This is a genomic window from Rathayibacter sp. AY1C2, from assembly GCF_002931195.1.
Taxonomy (GTDB): Bacteria; Actinomycetota; Actinomycetes; order Actinomycetales; family Microbacteriaceae; genus Rathayibacter.
On sequence record NZ_PSWG01000003.1, the window covers coordinates 91630 to 107687 of the forward strand.

Below are 16058 nucleotides of genomic sequence, written 5' to 3' on the forward strand. Positions count from 1 at the left end.
TGACGTTACTCGGCGGTCTGAGCAGCCAGCGTGGTGCGGCGGCGCGAGGCGATCAGGCCCGAGCCGAGCGCGAGGGCGAGGAGCGCGCCTCCACCGAGGGTGAACCACTGCGCGCCGCCACCGGTGAGGGGCAGGGCGAACGCCGGCACCTGGTTGTGGAGGAACTCGACGTAGTTCTGGACCGGCGCGGTGGCCGAGCTCGGTCCGGCGACGACCTGGGTCAGCACCTGGGCCGGGGTGGGCAGACGGAATCCGGCGGGCGGGGTGAGCTCGCGGACGTAGTAGTTGCCCGGCGTGATGATCGGGATCTCGACGATGCCGTTCGCTCCGGTGGTCCAGTTCTGGTTGCCGTTGATGAACACCGGGTTCTGGCCGAGGTTGGCGTCGTTCTCGGTGAGGAACACCTGGTAGACCGCACCCGCGAGCGGCACGCGGTTGGCGCCGTTGTTCTGGTAGGCGAACACGGTCAGCTGACCGATCGGGGTGCTGCCGGTGACCGTCTCCGTGGCCCCGTTCACGACGCTCGTCGCCGAGTTGATGATGATGCCGCTGGCCGGGATGGCGTTGGCGCGGGTGAGCACCGTGAGCGTGACGTCGCCGCCCTGCAGACCCTGGAGCTTCGTGAGGCCGGGCTGCAGGAAGTTCAGCGTGACGTTCCGGGTCGCGGCGTCGTAGCCGAGCGTGTAGTCGGTGTTCGCGATGAACGCAGGTGCGGGCGCGGTGCCCGCGGCGCTGGTCACCGTGATGCCGGTGGGCGCGACGCCGGCCGGGCCGGTCGGCAGGTAGGTCAGCTCGGCGGGCAGCGTGTCGGTGAGGGAGAACGCCTCCAGCGTGTCACCGGCGGCGAGCACCGGGACGTCCGAGGCGATGGCCCAGCGGATGAGGTCGGGGTTGCGCGCCTCGACCGAGTTCGCCGCCGCGGGGACGCGCGTCTTGGTGAGCTCCGTGACCGCGTTCTTGGGGTAGACGTGGACGTCGTAGATCCACTGGTTCGCCGGCGCACCGGTCGGACCCGTCGGGAACGGCAGGGTGACAAGGAACGGCGCCGCGCCGTTGGTCGCTCCGGCGGGGAGCTGGGTCTCGGTCACGAGGTAGAGGCCGATCGGCATGCTCGCGCCGTTGTTGAACACGGCCTCGCCGTCCGTGCCGCTGGTGGCGGTGAAGGTGTCGGCGGCGGTGACGCGGGTCGCCGCGGTGCCCGGGGTCAGGTTCGCGACCTGGTTCCAGCCGTCGGGCGTGGTGAGGTCGACGCCCTGGACGCGCGCGGCGGTGAACACGGCTCCGGGCAGCGGGTCACCGGGGACCGAGATCTCCTGGCCGGTGCCGATCGCCTGGCCGTTGTTGGAGCTCAGCGCGAGCTTGTGCACGGTGAGGGTGCGGTCGATGCTCGTGTCGATGTTGCCGGGCAGCGTGACCGCTGACGCCGGCGCGATGGCGGTGAACACCGCCGCAGCGCTCAGCGCGAGGACGCCGGCTGCGGCGGCGAGCCGCCTGGTGAGTGTGCGGGACATGTGATCTCTCCTACTGAGGTCGTGAGTGCTGGTGTCGTGGAGTCGAGGGTGTGCGGGATAGGGTCTGCGGGAGAGCGCCGGGGCTCTCGGTCGGGGCGTCACCGGGAAGGGCCTCGCAGCCTTCGGCGCCGCTCCCAGAGGAGGAGGCCGAGTGCGAGAGTGAGCACCGACCCCCCGCCCAGGAGAAACGCGTCGGTGCTGGCGCCACCGGTCAGTGGCAGGCGTGTGGGGTCCACGGGGGCGTTGACGAAGCGGTAGACCGCTGTCTGCCCGGCCGTGGGGGCCGTGATGGTCCGCGAGGCCACCGGGGACCACGTCGTCCCGGTCAGGCGCTCGAGACGCAGCTCCTGGTAGGCGAGGCGACGGGTCGGGTCCGTCGCCGCCTCCGACAGCGTGTAGCCGTGGCCCGGTCGCACCTCGAAGGTGCTCGCGGGGTTGCCCGTGGCCACGTACTCCGCGCCGGCCCGGGTCTCGGTCGGGAGCGTCGCCCCGGCCAGTGCGGCGGGCGTCGCGGTGACGCGCCAGTCGGGTGCCCGGAAGCCGGTCTGGGGGCGCAGGACCTGCTTGACCAGCGTGATGGTCGCGCTGGCGTTGTCCACGGTGCAGGTGACGGCGGCTCCGTTGGTCGGGGTCACGTCTCCGGCCGCGCTCACGGTGAGGGCGGCGCCGGTGTCGGTGCGGCACTGCCAGGGTCCGGTCTGCACGGAGGTGGCGGGGCCCCCGGTCTCGGCGAGCCGGTAGGCCACACCCGGGGTGACGGGGATAGCCGACACGCCCGCCGAGCCCGCGCGGCCGGTCGGGCCGGGCAGGGCGCCGGTCGGGCCGGTGGCGCTGAGCGTGAAGTCGCTGGGCAGCGCACTGCCGGAGCTCACCGTCTTCACGAGCGTGAGCGAGGCCGTGGGCCGGTTCACGATCGAGCACTCGACCACCGCCGCGGAGGCGATGCCGGTGAGGCTCGCGCTGATGACGGTCCCCGACTGCGAGAACGTGGTCGCCCGCGCGGTGCCGTTGACCGTGCAGGCGCCGCTGACGAACGCGAAGCCTGTCTGCTGCACCTCCGAGACGGTGAGCGTCGCCCGCGACGCCTCCGTGCCGAACAGGACGGTCCAGGCGGCCTGGCCCGCGGCGTCCGTCTGCTGGCGGGGCGACTGCTCCGGCAGCAGGGCGACGGTGCCCGCGGTGGCCGTCGCCGTCGTGCCCACGGTCCAGTCCACGCCGGGGCGGGTCGTGCCGGAGGCGTCCCGGATCGTCTTGGTGATCCGCACGGTGGAGGCGGGGCGCGGGGAGTTGAAGAAGGTGCAGGTGACGTTGACGCCGAGCCGGTTCGGGAGGGTGACCGTCCCGGTCGGGTTCGAGCCCGTGCTCACCCGCACGCCGTCCGCGTAGCACTCGTAGATGCTCGTGTAGGCGGTGATCGGGGAGGCGGAGCCCGCGGCCATCGCCTCCGAGACCGTCACCGTGCTGTTGATCGGAGTGGGGAAGGGGCCGATCTGCGCGGTCTGGCGGCCGGTGGTGGCGCCGGTGGTGGTGGCCGTGGCGAACGGCGACGCCGGAGAGCCGGCGGCGGCCGTGAGCTGGAACTGGTCCGCCGCGGCCAGGCGCCCGACCACGCTCTTCTGCACGGTGATCGTGGCCGGCGAGGAGCAGCCGGAGAGGTCGACGGCGTTGACGCTCACGCGCGGCGTGCCGCTGACACGGGTCCACGTGGTGGCGTCGAACTCGTAGGCGCTGCCGGGGATGGCGGGAACGCCGTTCGCGGCGGCGACGTCGCCGTTGGCGAGGTAGACGGTTCCGCGCGGCGAGAAGGCGATGCCGTTGATGTTGGCGAAGGCGGCGTCGGTCCCCGTCACGGCCTTCGCGATCGACGTGTTCACCGGGAGGGTGCCGCCGGTCGCCGCGGCCAGGGCGTCGGCCGGCACGGTGAAGATCGCGGCGCTGCTGGCGTTGTTGACCGAGCCCGCGCCGACGACGTAGAGGTTGCCGCGAGCGTCGAACGCCATGTCGCCGTTGCCGTTGGGGGTTCCGGAGGTGGGGAAGGAGCCGACGAGGGCGAACCGGGTGGCGACGGGGTTGGCCTCGGTGAAGCTCCAGATGTAGAACTGGCCGCTCGCGAAGCTGCCGAACAGGTACCGGCCCGTCCGGAGGTCGACCGCGCCGGCGACGATGCTGCCGGTCACCTGCGCTCCGCCGGCCACGGTCGTGTACGCGCTGTTCGCGATCCTCTGGAAGCCCGCCTCCGGCGTCCACTTGAGGACGGCGTCGACGTCCGTCGCGTCGGACGAGCGGTCCAGCGCGTAGGCGAAGGCACCGTTCGCGCCGACGCCGAGCGCGTTGGCCTCGGCGGTCCCCGACCAGCTGCCGATCGAGGTCAGGGATCCCGTGACGATGTCGGCCTGCTGCAGGGCGCCGGCCGCCGTGAGGGAGTAGAAGCGGCCGGTGTCGCAGAACAGGCGCGGCGTCTGCACGGTGTTCGTGAAGGTGCAGAGCACCTCCGCTCCCGCCTCGCTGGGGATCGTGATCGACCCGGCGGCGGATGCTCCGGAGGCGATGACCGTGCCGCCGCGCGAGCACTCGTAGCTGTTGGAGTACCCCAGGCCCGCGCCCGCGGTCTGCGCCTCGGCGATCGTGTACGTCGCTCCGGACTGCACGGTGAGGCGGCTGATCTGCGCGGCCTGGATCCCGGTGGCGGTGCCCGTGGTGGTCGCCGACGCGAGGACGGTCGTGCCGCTGCGCACCGAGAGCGTGAACTGGTCGCCCGTGGCGCTGCGCACCGGCAGGTTCTTCCGGACGGTGAGGGTCGTCGCGGCCTGGATCGTCACCGAGGTGGGGGCGGAGGCGATGAGGCCGGTGGGAGTCGTGGTCCCGGTGCTGTACGTCCCGGCGGCGGCGGCCACCACGTCCACCGAGATCGTGCAGGAGGTCGCGCCCGCGGCGAGGTCGCCGCCGACCGTCGAGACGGTGGAGGACCCGGCGGCCGCGGTCACGGCGAACGCCGTTCCGGTGACGTCGGTGCAGGACCCGCCGACGGCAGGCGTCGGGGCCACGACGAGGCCGGCCGGGAGAGCGGTCGAGAAGCGCCAGTCCGCCTTCGCGAGGAGGTCGCTGGTGTTGGTGACCGTGTAGGTCAGCGTGGTCGGCACCGTCGCGGTCGGCACCGCCTGCGTGAAGGCCGCGTCGAGCGCGGGGGTGACGTCGAGCACGCGGAGGTCGTCGACGGCGAAGGCGCTTCCCGTGCCGGTGACCGTGTTCACGAGCTGCACCTGGGCCGCGGCGATCTGCGCCGGAGTGAGGAGTGCGGTGCCCGTGCCGGTGTAGGCGGCGGCGCGGGCGGAGGCGGGGAGCGCGGGATCGACGAGCGCGCCGAGGCCGCCGACCAGCGGGAGGGTCGGGGACGTGTAGAACACGCCGCCGGTCGCGGCGCAGGGCACGACCGGTGCCGCGAATCCGGTGAGGACGGTGGACCCGCCCGAGACCAGGTTGAGGGAGAGGGACGCGTTGTTCGTCCCGCACTGCCCGCCGGCGGCGTTCATGCCGACGGCGTAGTAGCGGGCGGCGGGCGCGGAGACGCCGATCCCCGCGGCGCTCTGGGCGACGGTCGCGCCGCCGGTGATGGCGGCGTACGGGTACTCGACCAGGGCGTGGTTCGCCTGCGTGCCGGTGTTCGAGCCGTTGGCCGGCGCGGTACTGGAGGTGGACCCCGGCACTCCGGCCGCCACCTGGCCGAGGACGTCCGCCATGCGGCGGGTCTCGCGTGCGGCCGACGATCCCGTGCCGACGGTGAGGAGGGGCCGGGTCGGGCAGAAGGCGGAGTTGGGGTAGGGCGCCGTGTAGTTGACCAGGACGCCGGTGCAGTTCGTGGCGGTCGACCAGCCGGTGGCTGCCGTGTAGCGGCCGTTCGCGTAGGCGGTGAGCGCGCTCGGTGCGGTCGTCAGACCCTGCTCGAAGGTCTCCGTCCACACCTGTCGCGGGGCCTCGGCGACGCCGGCGGCGAGTGTGGAGAAGCCTCCCGCTGCTCGCGCCGTCGCGGGTGGTCCGCGGTCCGACTCCTGATCGTCGTCCGAGGCCGCCGTGGGAGCGGGCGCCGATCCGGCGGGCGCCGTCTCGACGGGCTGCTCCGTCTCTGCGGCGCCGCGGGGTGCTGCGGGATCGGGCTCGTCCTGAGCGGGCTCCTCCGCCGTCGCACTCGGCGACTCCGCGGCCTCGGCGGGTGCCGACGGGGCGGACGCTGACGGAGTGGGTGCCGAGGTGGCAGATGCGGAGGGGGCGGGTGCCGGATCGGCCTCGGGGGCTGCCGGCGGTGTCGGTGCGACGGGCGTCGGGAGAGGAGCTGGGGCGTCGCCGGCGACCGGATCCGCCTGGTTCGCGGCCTGAGCGGGAGACGAGGCGGAGACGTCGCCGAGCCCCCACGAGCCGACGAGGAGAGCGCCGATCGTCGCGAAGACGACGGCCCGCATTCCGAGGCGCGACGGCGCTCGGTGCCGTGAGGGACGGCGCCGCCGGGTCGTGAAAGCCATGGTTCTGCTTCTCAATCGTGTTGTCGATCGTGGAGATGAGCGAAACGTCGACACGACGAACGACACGGATGTCGCAGCGAGTGCGGAGGCCCCAGACTCCGGAGGGGAGCACGCATTCCCCGCGGGCTTCCGAAGATGAACGTATAGGTCGGCCTCCCTCTCGCCATAGAGAAGTGAGCCCCCCTTGTCGGGGCCATAACCGATGAGAAAAGGACCGGGTGAAGCCGAATATGGCGCCTTTTGACGGGTCCTCGCGAAGGAGTTCTAAGAAGTGAGCGCGCGCGACCGGCTCGGCTCACTCCTCCCGTCAGGTCCCGTGCAACGCTCGGGCCCCACCCGGCCACGTACTCGGTACACGCCCGACCGACGAAGGATGGACCCGATGACGCGACGCACACTCGACGACCTGCTCTCCCGCAGCGACCCCGCGACCGACGACCGGGCGCCCGGCGTCCGCACCGCCCTGCACAGCGTGATCGCCGAGACCCGCGAACGCGCGCCCCGCCGTCCCGCGCGGTCGAGGGCGTGGTGGCTGGCGGCTCCCGTCCTCCTCGTCCCGGGTCTCGTGCTGGCGACCAGCGCCGGCACCGACGTCCGCTCGGTCCCCGACTTCACGATCCCGATCAGCTACACCACCGACTCCGGCGCAGCGGTGTCGTGCTCGATCGACTACTTCAACGGAGAGATCGACTACCGCGAGGTCACCACCTCCGCGACCGACTACCTCCGCGCGCAGGACTGGAGCGGCGTCGGCCAGCGGATCCACGACGACGCGGTCGCCTACACGACCGACCCCATCTGGCTGGCCTCGGACATGAACAGCGACGGCCCCGCACTCTCGGACGAGACGATCCGCTGGCGCGCCTGGATCACCGCCGCGGACGACCACATCCTCGACACGATCCCCGAGGGCGTGATCGTCGAGGGCGACGGCGGCCTGGGCGGCAGCACCGACTGCACGGGAGAGCTGTGATGAGCGCCGGCGAGGCGGCGCCGTCCATGGCGCGCAGCGTCGTCCGCTCCCCCGCGCGCGACCGGGAGGCCGAGATCACGGCCCTGGTCGAGCGGGAGGCGCCGGACCTGCTCCGCTACTTCGCGCGGCGGACGGCGAGCCCCGAGGACGCCGCGGACCTCCTCAGCGACACCCTCCTGATCCTCTGGCGGAAGGAGCGGTCGATCCCCGAGGACGAGACGCGCGCGCGGATGTGGGCGTTCGGCGTCGCCCGGCGGGTGCTCTCGGGCCAGCGCCGCACCGCGACCCGGAGGAGCGCGCTGGTCGAGCGGCTGGCGGAGGAGCTCCGCATCACTCCGCCCGCACCCGCCGACGACGCGGCGGAGGACGTCCGCGCCGCGATCGCGCAGCTGAAGCCCGTCGACCAGGAGATCATCACCCTCGTCTACTGGGACGGCTTCTCCCTCGCCGAGGCGGCCGAGATCCTGTCCCTCCGCGCCGCGACCGTGCGGAGCCGGCACGCGCGGGCGCGGGCGACGCTGCGGGACGCGCTGGGGGCGGCGATGTGAGGAGGGCGGCCGCGACCCTCCACCCGGCACCCCCGCCTGAGTAGCATCCCCCGCATGAGCAGGCTCGTCGTCTCCGTCCTCACGTCGCTCGACGGCCGCTTCGAGGGGCCCGGGCACGACCTCTCGGCGCTGCCGTTCGAGGACGCGTTCAACGACCACAACCTCGAGCTGCTGCGCCGCGCGGGCACGCTCGTCTACGGCGGCCGCTGGTTCCGCGACAACTGGGACAGCTGGAGCGCCGTCGCCGCGGACGGGACGGCGGGCGAGCGGGAGCACGAGACGGCGCGGCTGGTCACGTCGCTCGACGCGCTGGTGCTCAGCGACTCCCTGGCTCCCGACCCGGAGGCGCCGTGGGCAGCCACGACGCGGATCGTGCCACGGGAGCAGGGTCCGGCCGAGATCAGACGGCTCAAGCAGGGTGACGGGGGCGACCTGCTGATGTTCGGCAGCGGCACGACCTGGAATCCGCTCCTCGAGCAGGGTCTGGTGGATGAGCTGATCGTCCTCGTCGGCGCCGGCCTCGCGGGCGGCGGGACGCCGCTCTACTCCGGGGCGCCGCAGCACGGGCTGCGCCTCCTCGACGCGACGGTTCTGCCGGGCTCGGAGCTGGTGCGGCTCCGCTGCGACGCGAGCGGGGCCGGCGAGCGGCCGCACAACCTCCGCTGAGACAGGGCGTCCTCCCTCAGGAGCCCACGCCCCTCCTCTCAGCTGACGTCGTGCGCGCCCGAGGCCGGGGCAGCTGGTGAGAGCGAGCCTCCAGCGGACTCCTCCGGCCGGCGGAGTGCCCGAGCGCACAGCCGGACCCCCAGAAGCGCAGTCGCCGCGCCTCCCGCCAGCATCCCGGCCCCCACCACCGTCCACGTCGTCAGGCTGGAGCTCGGCGCGCCGAGCAGACCGTAGAAGAGCCCGACCCCGCTGCCGACCAGAGCGGCCGCGACCAGCGGGATCGCCAGCGCCGATCCCTTCTCCGACCGCGTCCACGCCGAGCTGCAGAGAACGGCGACGGCGCCGATCAGCCAGCCGACGCCGGGGATCAGCAGCCAGCCGAAGGCGAAGACCAGGGAGGCCACGACCGCGAACCACCGACGGTGGAGGACCGTCCGCTCGTCACCGCGATGGACTCCGGCCTCGACTCCGCTCGTCATGCATCGGAGCCTACGGAGACGGGTGGCACCATGCGACGGAGTGGCGCGGGATCAGCCGGACGGCGCCACTCCCTCCTCCGCTCGGTGCTGAGGAGCCGGTCCTGCCGAGCCGGTCCTCGAGCGCTGACACTCGGCCCACCTGAGGCACGCCCCGGCCTCCCTCACCCCGCGACGGTCAGCGACACCTCGACCGCCACGTCCTCCGGCCCCTCCCCCAGTACCGTCTGCCTCACCTCGACCGCGTCGAGCCGGAGGCCGCGGTCTCCGGCGGCGTCGAAGAGCGCGACGATCGCCGGATGCAGGGTCCCCTCGGGCAGTTCCTCCCCGTCGCGAGGCCGCCAGGTGGCGACCAGCTCGGTGCGCGTGGGGAGGATCGCGGCGAGATCGGCGAGGTCGCCCTCCGCCTCCGCCGACGTCGGCCAGCAGCAGACGAGCTCCGCCGAACCCCGCTCGCCCGCCCGGAGCGCCGTCCAGAAACGTCCCGTCGGCCCGATCCCTGCCGCGTGCACTCGGGTAGCGAGTGCGCCGAAGATCTCGTTCGCCTCGTCGTCGCCCGGCCCGTTGGCCTCGTCCAGGGCGATCGTGAGGACCTGGCCGACGTACGGCTGCGCCGGCATCGTCCGCTCGGCGACCTCGACCGGCACGGCGAGCGCCCGCAGCGTCACCTCGGCGGCCTCGAACGCCCGGTCCTCCTGCTCCCGCTCCGCGAGCACGCGCTCCCGATGCGCCTGCAGCGCCTCCGCCGCGGTGCCGGCTCGAGTCGCCGCCGCGACCTCGGGCAGCGGGACCCCCGCGCTCCGGAGGGCGCTGATCACGACTCCGGCCCGGACCTGGGCGTCGGCGTACCGGCGGTACGACGACCGCTCGTCGACCTCCGCCGGGACCAGCACGCCCTTCTCGTCGTAGTGCCGGAGCGCCTTCACGCTCAGACCCGTGATGCCTGCGTACTCCCCGATGCCCAACATGCCTCCAGCATCCCGTCTCCCCCGGCGGGAGGGTCAACAGGCGGGAGGGTCAACGGGCGGGAGGGTCAACCGACCGGCCGGTCGACCAGCGGGACGGGTCGACCAGCGGGACGGCCAGCAGCGGAGCCGGGCCGGAGGCGACGCGACCGGCGTCGGCGGACCCGACCCCGCATCACGCCACGCGCCGACGCCTCAGCCCGCCCGCCGCACCGCGCGCTCACCAGCCCTCGGGCCCCGCGCTCCCCGCCTCGTACTCGTCCAGCGGAGCGTCGCCCGCGGCCCAGGCGGAGAGCACCGGAGTGATGATGCGCCAGCACTGCTCGGCCACGTCGCCCGGGACCGAGAGCAGGGTGTCGCCCTGCAGGATCCCGGCGAGGACCTGCGCGTAGGGGTCGAGCGTGGCCGCGCCGGGCTGCGCCGTCAGGGTGGTGCGCTCGAGATCGGTCAGCTCGTCGGCGCTGTTCACGACCAGGTCGAGGCTGACGTCGCCGCCCTTGAGGCCGATCCGGAGGACCGTCCCGGCGTCGCCCTCGGCCGCCTGCAGGCCGCGCGGGGGCGTGGCGGCGCGGAAGTGGATCGCCACCTCTCGGCGCGGGTCGCCGATCGCCTTGCCGGAGCGGAGGACGAAGGGGACGCCCGCCCAGCGCGGGGTGTCGACCTGGAGCAGCAGCTGCGCGAGGGTCTCGGTGCCGATCTCGGGGTCGACGTCGGGCTCGTCGACGTAGGAGGGGAAGAAGCGGCCGTCGACGCGGCCCTCGGTGTAGCGGGCGCGGCGGGCGGAGGAGGGGTCGTCGCGCCAGAGCCGCACGGCGCCGAGCACCTCGGCCATGCGCGCGTGGACCTCGTCGGGCGCGACCTCGTCGGGGCGCTCCATCGTGGTCAGCGCGAGCACCATCAGGAGGTGGCTCTGCAGCATGTCGCGCAGCGCGCCGGTCTTCTCGTAGAAGGCCGCGCGGCCCTCGATGCCGAGCGTCTCGTCGTAGACGATCTCGACCTTCTCGATCCACTCGGCGCTCCAGCTCGCCTCGAGCAGGCTGTTGCCGAAGCGCAGGCCCAGCATCCCCAGCACGGTCGCGTTGCCGAGGAAGTGGTCGATGCGCCAGAGGCGGCTCTCGGGGAGGACCTTCGCGAACGCCGCGTTGAGGGCGATCGCGTCGTCGAGGTCCTCGCCGAACGGCTTCTCGATGGCGACGACCAGCTCCTCGGGCAGGTCGAGCTCGGCGAGCGAGGCGGCGACCTTGTGCCCCATCGCCGGCGGCAGGGCGACGTAGAGCACCGGAGTCGACGGGCAGGCGTCGAGGAGGGCCTTCAGCTGCTCCGGGTCGGAGGCGTCGGTGGCGACGAAGCGCGCGCGCGACGCGAGGGCCTCGACCGTGTGCGCGGCGACTCCGGCCGCCTCGAGGCTGCGGCGGACGAGGCCCTGCCACTCCTCGTCGGTCTGGGGCGTGCGCGCCGCGCCGATCAGCGTGAGCTCGAGGTCGCGCGCGAGCTCGGCCACCCGGCCCAGGCCCGGCAGCAGCAGCCGCTCGGTGAGGTCGCCGCCCGCTCCGAGGATCGCGATGCTCCGCCGCTCGCTCCCCAGTGCCGCGGCCTCGGGGATTCCGATCTGCTCCGTCATGGTGTCTCCCTCGTAGCCGTCGTGAGTCAGCGGCCACAGTACGCGCCGGGCCCTGGCGCGAGGCCGGGAGCCGGGAGGGGTTGAGGAAGCGGGCGCGGAGTGGCAGGGCGGCGCGGTCGGGAGCGAGAGAGCTGCACGACCTCCGCTGAGAGGCGGCCCGCCGTGTCGGGGCGGGGAGCCCCTTCTCAGCCGACGTCGGCGCGCGACCCGCGGACGCCCGGCCCGCCGCAGCCGTTCCGCACAGCACGTGATCCCCCCCTCCGGTGCTCGTCCGGCGGTACCCTGCCCGCATGCGCCTGCGCCAGGTCGTCCTCGACACGGAGGACGCCCGCGCCCTCTCCGCCTTCTACCTCGCCCTGCTCGGCGGCGAGTACCGCCCCGGCGACGAGCCGCCCGCGGACGGCTCGGACGACGGGGCGGAGTGGGTCGCGATCGTCACCGCCGACGGCGCGAAGCTCACGTTCCAGCGGGTGGCCGCCCTGCCGCGCGCGACCTGGCCGGAGGGGCCCGTCCCGCAGCAGCTGCACCTCGACTTCATGGTCGCGGACGCCGACGAGCTCGACCGGCAGAAGACCCGGGCGCTCACCCTCGGCGCCGAGCTGATCGAGGACAGGAGCGAGGACCCGGAGGAGGCGCTCCACGTCCTCGCCGATCCGGCCGGCCACCCGTTCTGCGTCTTCGTCGCGCCCGACTACCCGGCGGAATAGGGGCGCGCGGCTTCAGCGAGTCGCACGCGTCGGATCACATGCCGGTGATCGTGACCGTCGTCGTCGCGGCGATCACCGCGGCTCCCGTGACGCTCGCGGCGGTTCCCGCGAGGACGGCGGCGGCCGCCGGCCCTGCCCAGTGCTGCGCCGCGAGCGACCGGATCGCCTGCCGGTCCGGGATGCCGGGCCTCGGCGAGAGCGCTCCGGCCGCGTCGAGCAGGCCGATGAGCGCCGCGTCCGACGGAAGGGGCGCCGTCCGAGCCGCGAGGACCTCGGCGACCCGGATCCGCAGCCGCTCGTCCTCCGCCGGCTCCACGGCGGCGACCCGCTCGAGGAGGGCGGCATGCAGCTCCCTCCGAGTGAGGCGGGCGATCCACCAGGAGACGCTGCGCGATGCTCGCTCCGCTGCGATCCACCCGAGTGCCCCGTCGAGCACGGCGTCCCCGAGCGCCGACCGCTCCGGCCCGAGGGCGACGGCTCCGGCGTCCACCTCGACGCGCCGCTGGAGGGAGAGCTCCGCGAGGACGGAGGCGGCCAGGACGGTGTCGAGAGCGCCCGACGAAGCCGCGGGCCGCCCGTCGCTCCGCCGCAGCAGGAGGAGGAGAGCGACGGGGAGGGGCGGCTGCCCGGCTCCGGGGGGCGCAGCGGCCGGCGGGGTGGTGGGAGCGGGCTGTTCCGAGGAGTTCCGTGTCGAGTCGTCCATCCCTCGAGCCTGACACCCGACCCGTCGAGACCGCATCCGCCGGGCGACGGGTCCTCCGTCGTCCGACCGGCCGACCGGCCGGACACGCCCGAGAGCCCACGTCGCGCCCCGAAGCGGACAGCCCCTCGGCCCGTCCGGCGTCAGACCACCCCCGCCGCCGTCCCCGACACGATCAGGTCGGCGCGGTCGCGAGTGGCCTCGATCAGCAGCGCGTTCCGCCCGTCGACCTCCGAGGCCCAGGCGGAGGCCGCCTCGGGGGCGCGGCCGAAGGAGACGTGGCGGTCGACCAGGCGCTCGAAGCGCTCGGTCTCGGGAGTCGCGCAGAACCAGGCCTCGTCGAACTCGGCGCTCAGCAGCGCCCACGGGCCCTCATCGACGAGGAGGTAGTTGCCCTCCAGCACGACGAGCGAAGCGGAGGGGTGCACGGCCAGCGCGCCGGCCACTCCCTCGTCGACGGTGCGCTCGAAGGTGGGCGCGTAGACGACGTGGTCGGTCTCGGCGCGCAGCCTCCGCACCAGGGCGAGGAAGCCCCAGCCGTCGAACGTGTCGAGGGCGCCCTTGCGGTCGTGGCGGCCGAGCTCGTCGAGCGTGGCGTTGGCGAGGTGGAAGCCGTCCATCGGCACGAAGGCGGCGGTCCCCTCCCCTGCGAGCTCGTTCGCGCGGGCGACCACCGCCCGGGCGAGCGTGGTCTTGCCGGCCCCGGGGCTGCCGGCGATCGCGACGATCGCGCGGCGGCCCGGCGAGGTCAGCGCGAGCGCGCGCCCGGCCAGCTCGTCGAGGCCGGGCCGCACCGCGTCGGGCGCGACCTCGGTCTCAGGCCTCGCCACGGCTGCTCTCCAGCGCGTTCACCAGGAAGCCGTGGGCGTGGCGGGCGAGCGCGGGGCCGTCGTTCCAGAGGTTCCGCCACACGGCCAGGTCGTTCGAGAGGGTCGGCGAGACGACGGCCGACGAGAAGGACTCGAAGGTGATGGGTCCGCGGTAGTCGATCGCGGCGAGGGCGTGGAAGAACGTCGTGAAGTCGAGGTGGCCGCTGCCGAGGTAGCCGCGGTGGTTCTCGCCGATGTGGACATACCCGAGACGATCCCCGACCAGCAGCACCGGGCGGAAGAAGTCGTCCTCCTCGATGTTCATGTGGTACGTGTCCAGGTGGATCAGGACGTTGTCGGCGCCGATGTCGTCGGCGAGGCGCAGGGCGTCCGCGGCGGTGTTGATGACGTTGGTCTCGTAGCGGTTGCAGATCTCGAGGCCGAGGGTCATGCCCTTCGTCGCGGCCTCCGCGGCGAGGTCGGTCAGCACCGAGACGACGTTCGCGCGGCCCGCGGCCGAGAGGGGCGCGCTGTACTTCCCGAGCGCGCTGTAGAGGGCGCCGGTGAAGTGGGTGCCGCCGAGCGCGTGGGTGGTCTCGAGGGAGTCGGCGAGCAGCTTCGCGCCGCGGGCCACCACCTCCGGGTCGTCGCTGGAGACGTCGGCCGAGAAGGCGAGGCCGCGCGAGCAGACGATGCCGAGGTCGTTCGCCTCGAGTGCGGCGCGGGCGGAGGCGGTGTCGAGGTTCTGCACGTCGTGCAGCGAGAGCTCCAGCAGGTCGAATCCGGCCGCCTTGGTCTGCTCGATCGTCGCGGTCACTTCGTCGGGGGTGGTGCCGCCGGCGAAGACGAGGGCGTGCACTCCGAGAGGGTTCGTGGTCATGGTGGTGCTCCTTGGTTCGAGAGGTTCAGGGGCGGCGTCGGGCCGCGGGGTCGGTGTCGAGCAGGTCCGCGAGGAACGCGTGGCCGGAGGTCGCGAGGGCGACGGGGTCGTGCCAGAGCTCGCGCCAGAGGCCCATGCCCTCGGCCGAGGCCGGGGGCTGGACGGCGGGCGAGAAGCTCTCGAGGGTCAGCGGACCGCGGTAGCCGGAGTCGGCGAGCGCCGCCGCGAGCCCGGTCCAGTCGGTGCTCCCGGTGCCCGGCTCTCCGCGGTGGTTCTCGGAGGCGTGGACGTAGCCGAGCAGGTCGCCGGCGTCGCGGACGGCGCTCGCGAGGTCGACCTCCTCGAGGTGGGCGTGGAAGGTGTCGAGGTGCAGGAGCACGTTCGGCGCGTCGAGCTCGCGGAGGAACGCGGCGGTCTGGGCGGCCGTGTTCAGCAGGTTGCTCTCGTAGCGGTTCACGTACTCCGCTCCGACGACGACGCCGGCGGGAGCGGCGGCCGCGGCGACCCTCCGCAGCACGTCGAGCGAGCGCGAGCGGGCAGCCGCGTCGGCCGCGTGCTCGTACTTGCGCATGGCCGAGTAGGTGACTCCGCCGACGTACCGCGCGCCGATCGCCTCGGCGAACCGCACGGCCGCCAGCAGCCGCTCCTCGCCGCGGCCGGCCGTGGCCTGGTCGGTGATGTCGGAGTCGGCGTCCAGCGCGAGCGAGACGACCGCGTCGATCCTGTGCTCGTCGAGCAGGTCGGCGGTCCACGCGGAGGCGTCGGGGTCGTCGGGCGCCGGGATCTCGATCAGGTCGAAGCCGATCGAGGCGGCGGCGCCGATCGCGCGGCGTCCCGACTCCGGCGTCCAGTCGCCGACGAGCAGGCCCGCGTGGACCCCGATCGGCGACGAGCGCTCCGTGCTCCCGCGGTGCAGGAACTCGGGGTGCATCAGGCGGCCTTCGCGCCCGTGATCAGCGAGACGAGCTCGTCGCCGCTGGTCTCGGCGGTGCGGCGGCCGGCGACGGCGAGGCCCGCGCGCATCACCCACACCTGGTCGCTCAGGCGCATCACCTGGTCGAAGTTGTGGCTGATCAGCAGCACGGCCACTCCGGCGTCGCGCAGCTTGAGGATGATCTTCTCGACGCGCGCCGTCTCCTGGACGCCGAGCGCCGCGGTCGGCTCGTCCATGATCACGATCTTGCTGCCCCAGCCCGCGGCCCGGGCGATCGCGACCGCCTGGCGCTGGCCGCCCGAGAGGCGGCGGACCTTGCTGGTGACCGGCGGGACGTTCACGGCGAGGTCGCCGAGCAGCTCCTGGGCCGTCTTCTTCATCTGCGTCCGGTCCAGGAACCGCACCCCGGGCACGCCCTTGGTGAGCTCGCGGCCGAGGAAGAAGTTCTGCCACACGGTCAGGTCCTCGACCAGGGCGAGGGTCTGGTGCACCGTCTCGATGCCGCCGTCCCGCGCGCCGAGCGGAGTGGTGAAGTGCACCACGTCGCCGTCGAGGGTGATGGTGCCGGAGTCGGCGGGGTGCACCCCGGAGAGGCAGCGGACGAGGGTGGACTTGCCCGCGCCGTTGTCGCCGATCAGGGCGGTGATCTCGCCGCGGCGCATCGACATCGACGCTCCCTTGAGAGCGTGGACGCCGCCGAAGGACTTCTTGATGTCCCGCGCTTCGAGCAGGATGTCGCTGGTCATGGCTGGGC

At 73.6% G+C, this 16058-nt stretch carries 14 protein-coding genes; 4 read left to right on the forward strand and 10 right to left on the reverse strand.

Translation table 11 applies throughout. The annotated features are described in order from the left end of the window. Nucleotides 1–5 precede the first annotated feature (5 nt). A complete protein-coding gene (locus C5C55_RS03690) occupies nucleotides 6–1511 on the reverse strand; it encodes a SpaH/EbpB family LPXTG-anchored major pilin (RefSeq protein ID WP_104232959.1) in 1506 nt (501 codons plus the stop codon). Nucleotides 1512–1609: 98 nt separating this feature from the next. Further along, a complete protein-coding gene (locus C5C55_RS16465) occupies nucleotides 1610–6025 on the reverse strand; it encodes an LPXTG cell wall anchor domain-containing protein (RefSeq protein ID WP_181067764.1) in 4416 nt (1471 codons plus the stop codon). A gap of 382 nt (nucleotides 6026–6407) precedes the next feature. On the opposite strand from C5C55_RS16465, the gene C5C55_RS03700 reads away from it, so the two are divergent. From C5C55_RS03700 to C5C55_RS03710, 3 genes are read left to right on the forward strand one after another with little or no spacing between them, the layout of a single operon-like run. Beyond that, nucleotides 6408–6998 carry a hypothetical protein gene (locus C5C55_RS03700; RefSeq protein ID WP_104232961.1) on the forward strand — a complete coding sequence of 197 codons (591 nt, stop codon included), beginning with the start codon at nucleotides 6408–6410 and terminating at the stop codon, nucleotides 6996–6998. A 26-nt stretch (nucleotides 6999–7024) separates the two neighbouring features. Beyond that, nucleotides 7025–7546, forward strand: coding sequence for an RNA polymerase sigma factor (locus tag C5C55_RS03705; RefSeq protein WP_104233024.1), 522 nt, complete (start codon nucleotides 7025–7027; stop codon nucleotides 7544–7546). 54 nt (nucleotides 7547–7600) lie between these two features. Then, entirely contained in the window at nucleotides 7601–8212 is a 612-nt protein-coding gene (locus C5C55_RS03710) for a dihydrofolate reductase family protein (RefSeq protein WP_104232962.1), read from the forward strand. A 38-nt stretch (nucleotides 8213–8250) separates the two neighbouring features. Here C5C55_RS03710 and C5C55_RS03715 read toward each other — a convergent pair whose 3' ends face one another. The 3 genes from C5C55_RS03715 to C5C55_RS03725 form a co-directional block, all read right to left on the reverse strand. Continuing rightward, nucleotides 8251–8691: a hypothetical protein gene (locus tag C5C55_RS03715; protein ID WP_104232963.1), complete on the reverse strand. Its 441-nt coding sequence runs from the start codon at nucleotides 8689–8691 to the stop codon at nucleotides 8251–8253. 161 nt (nucleotides 8692–8852) lie between these two features. After that, entirely contained in the window at nucleotides 8853–9656 is an 804-nt protein-coding gene (locus tag C5C55_RS03720) for a MerR family transcriptional regulator (RefSeq protein WP_104232964.1), read from the reverse strand. Nucleotides 9657–9873: 217 nt separating this feature from the next. Next, a complete protein-coding gene (locus C5C55_RS03725; RefSeq protein ID WP_104232965.1) occupies nucleotides 9874–11274 on the reverse strand; it encodes a glucose-6-phosphate dehydrogenase in 1401 nt (466 codons plus the stop codon). Between the two features lie 290 nt (nucleotides 11275–11564). Here C5C55_RS03725 and C5C55_RS03730 point away from each other — a divergent pair, with 290 nt between their 5' ends. After that, the gene (locus C5C55_RS03730; protein ID WP_104233025.1) at nucleotides 11565–11981 is read left to right on the forward strand and encodes a VOC family protein; all 417 of its coding nucleotides are present in this window, start codon (nucleotides 11565–11567) and stop codon (nucleotides 11979–11981) included. 34 nt (nucleotides 11982–12015) lie between these two features. Here C5C55_RS03730 and C5C55_RS03735 read toward each other — a convergent pair whose 3' ends face one another. From C5C55_RS03735 to C5C55_RS03755, 5 genes are all read right to left on the reverse strand, one after another. After that, the gene (locus C5C55_RS03735) at nucleotides 12016–12684 is read right to left on the reverse strand and encodes a GPP34 family phosphoprotein (RefSeq protein ID WP_181067765.1); all 669 of its coding nucleotides are present in this window, start codon (nucleotides 12682–12684) and stop codon (nucleotides 12016–12018) included. Nucleotides 12685–12824: 140 nt separating this feature from the next. Further along, entirely contained in the window at nucleotides 12825–13511 is a 687-nt protein-coding gene (locus tag C5C55_RS03740; RefSeq protein ID WP_208543586.1) for a nucleoside/nucleotide kinase family protein, read from the reverse strand. Then, nucleotides 13498–14370, reverse strand: a complete 873-nt coding sequence (locus C5C55_RS03745; RefSeq protein WP_104222717.1) for a sugar phosphate isomerase/epimerase — start codon at nucleotides 14368–14370, stop codon at nucleotides 13498–13500. The genes C5C55_RS03740 and C5C55_RS03745 overlap by 14 nt, the downstream gene beginning before the upstream one ends. Nucleotides 14371–14395: 25 nt before the next feature. Further along, complete coding sequence (locus tag C5C55_RS03750; RefSeq protein ID WP_104232967.1) at nucleotides 14396–15301, reverse strand: sugar phosphate isomerase/epimerase; 906 nt, start codon at nucleotides 15299–15301, stop codon at nucleotides 14396–14398. Then, nucleotides 15301–16050, reverse strand: coding sequence for an ATP-binding cassette domain-containing protein (locus tag C5C55_RS03755; protein WP_104222715.1), 750 nt, complete (start codon nucleotides 16048–16050; stop codon nucleotides 15301–15303). Before C5C55_RS03755 ends, C5C55_RS03750 begins: the two co-directional genes overlap by 1 nt. Between the last annotated feature and the right edge of the window lie 8 nt (nucleotides 16051–16058).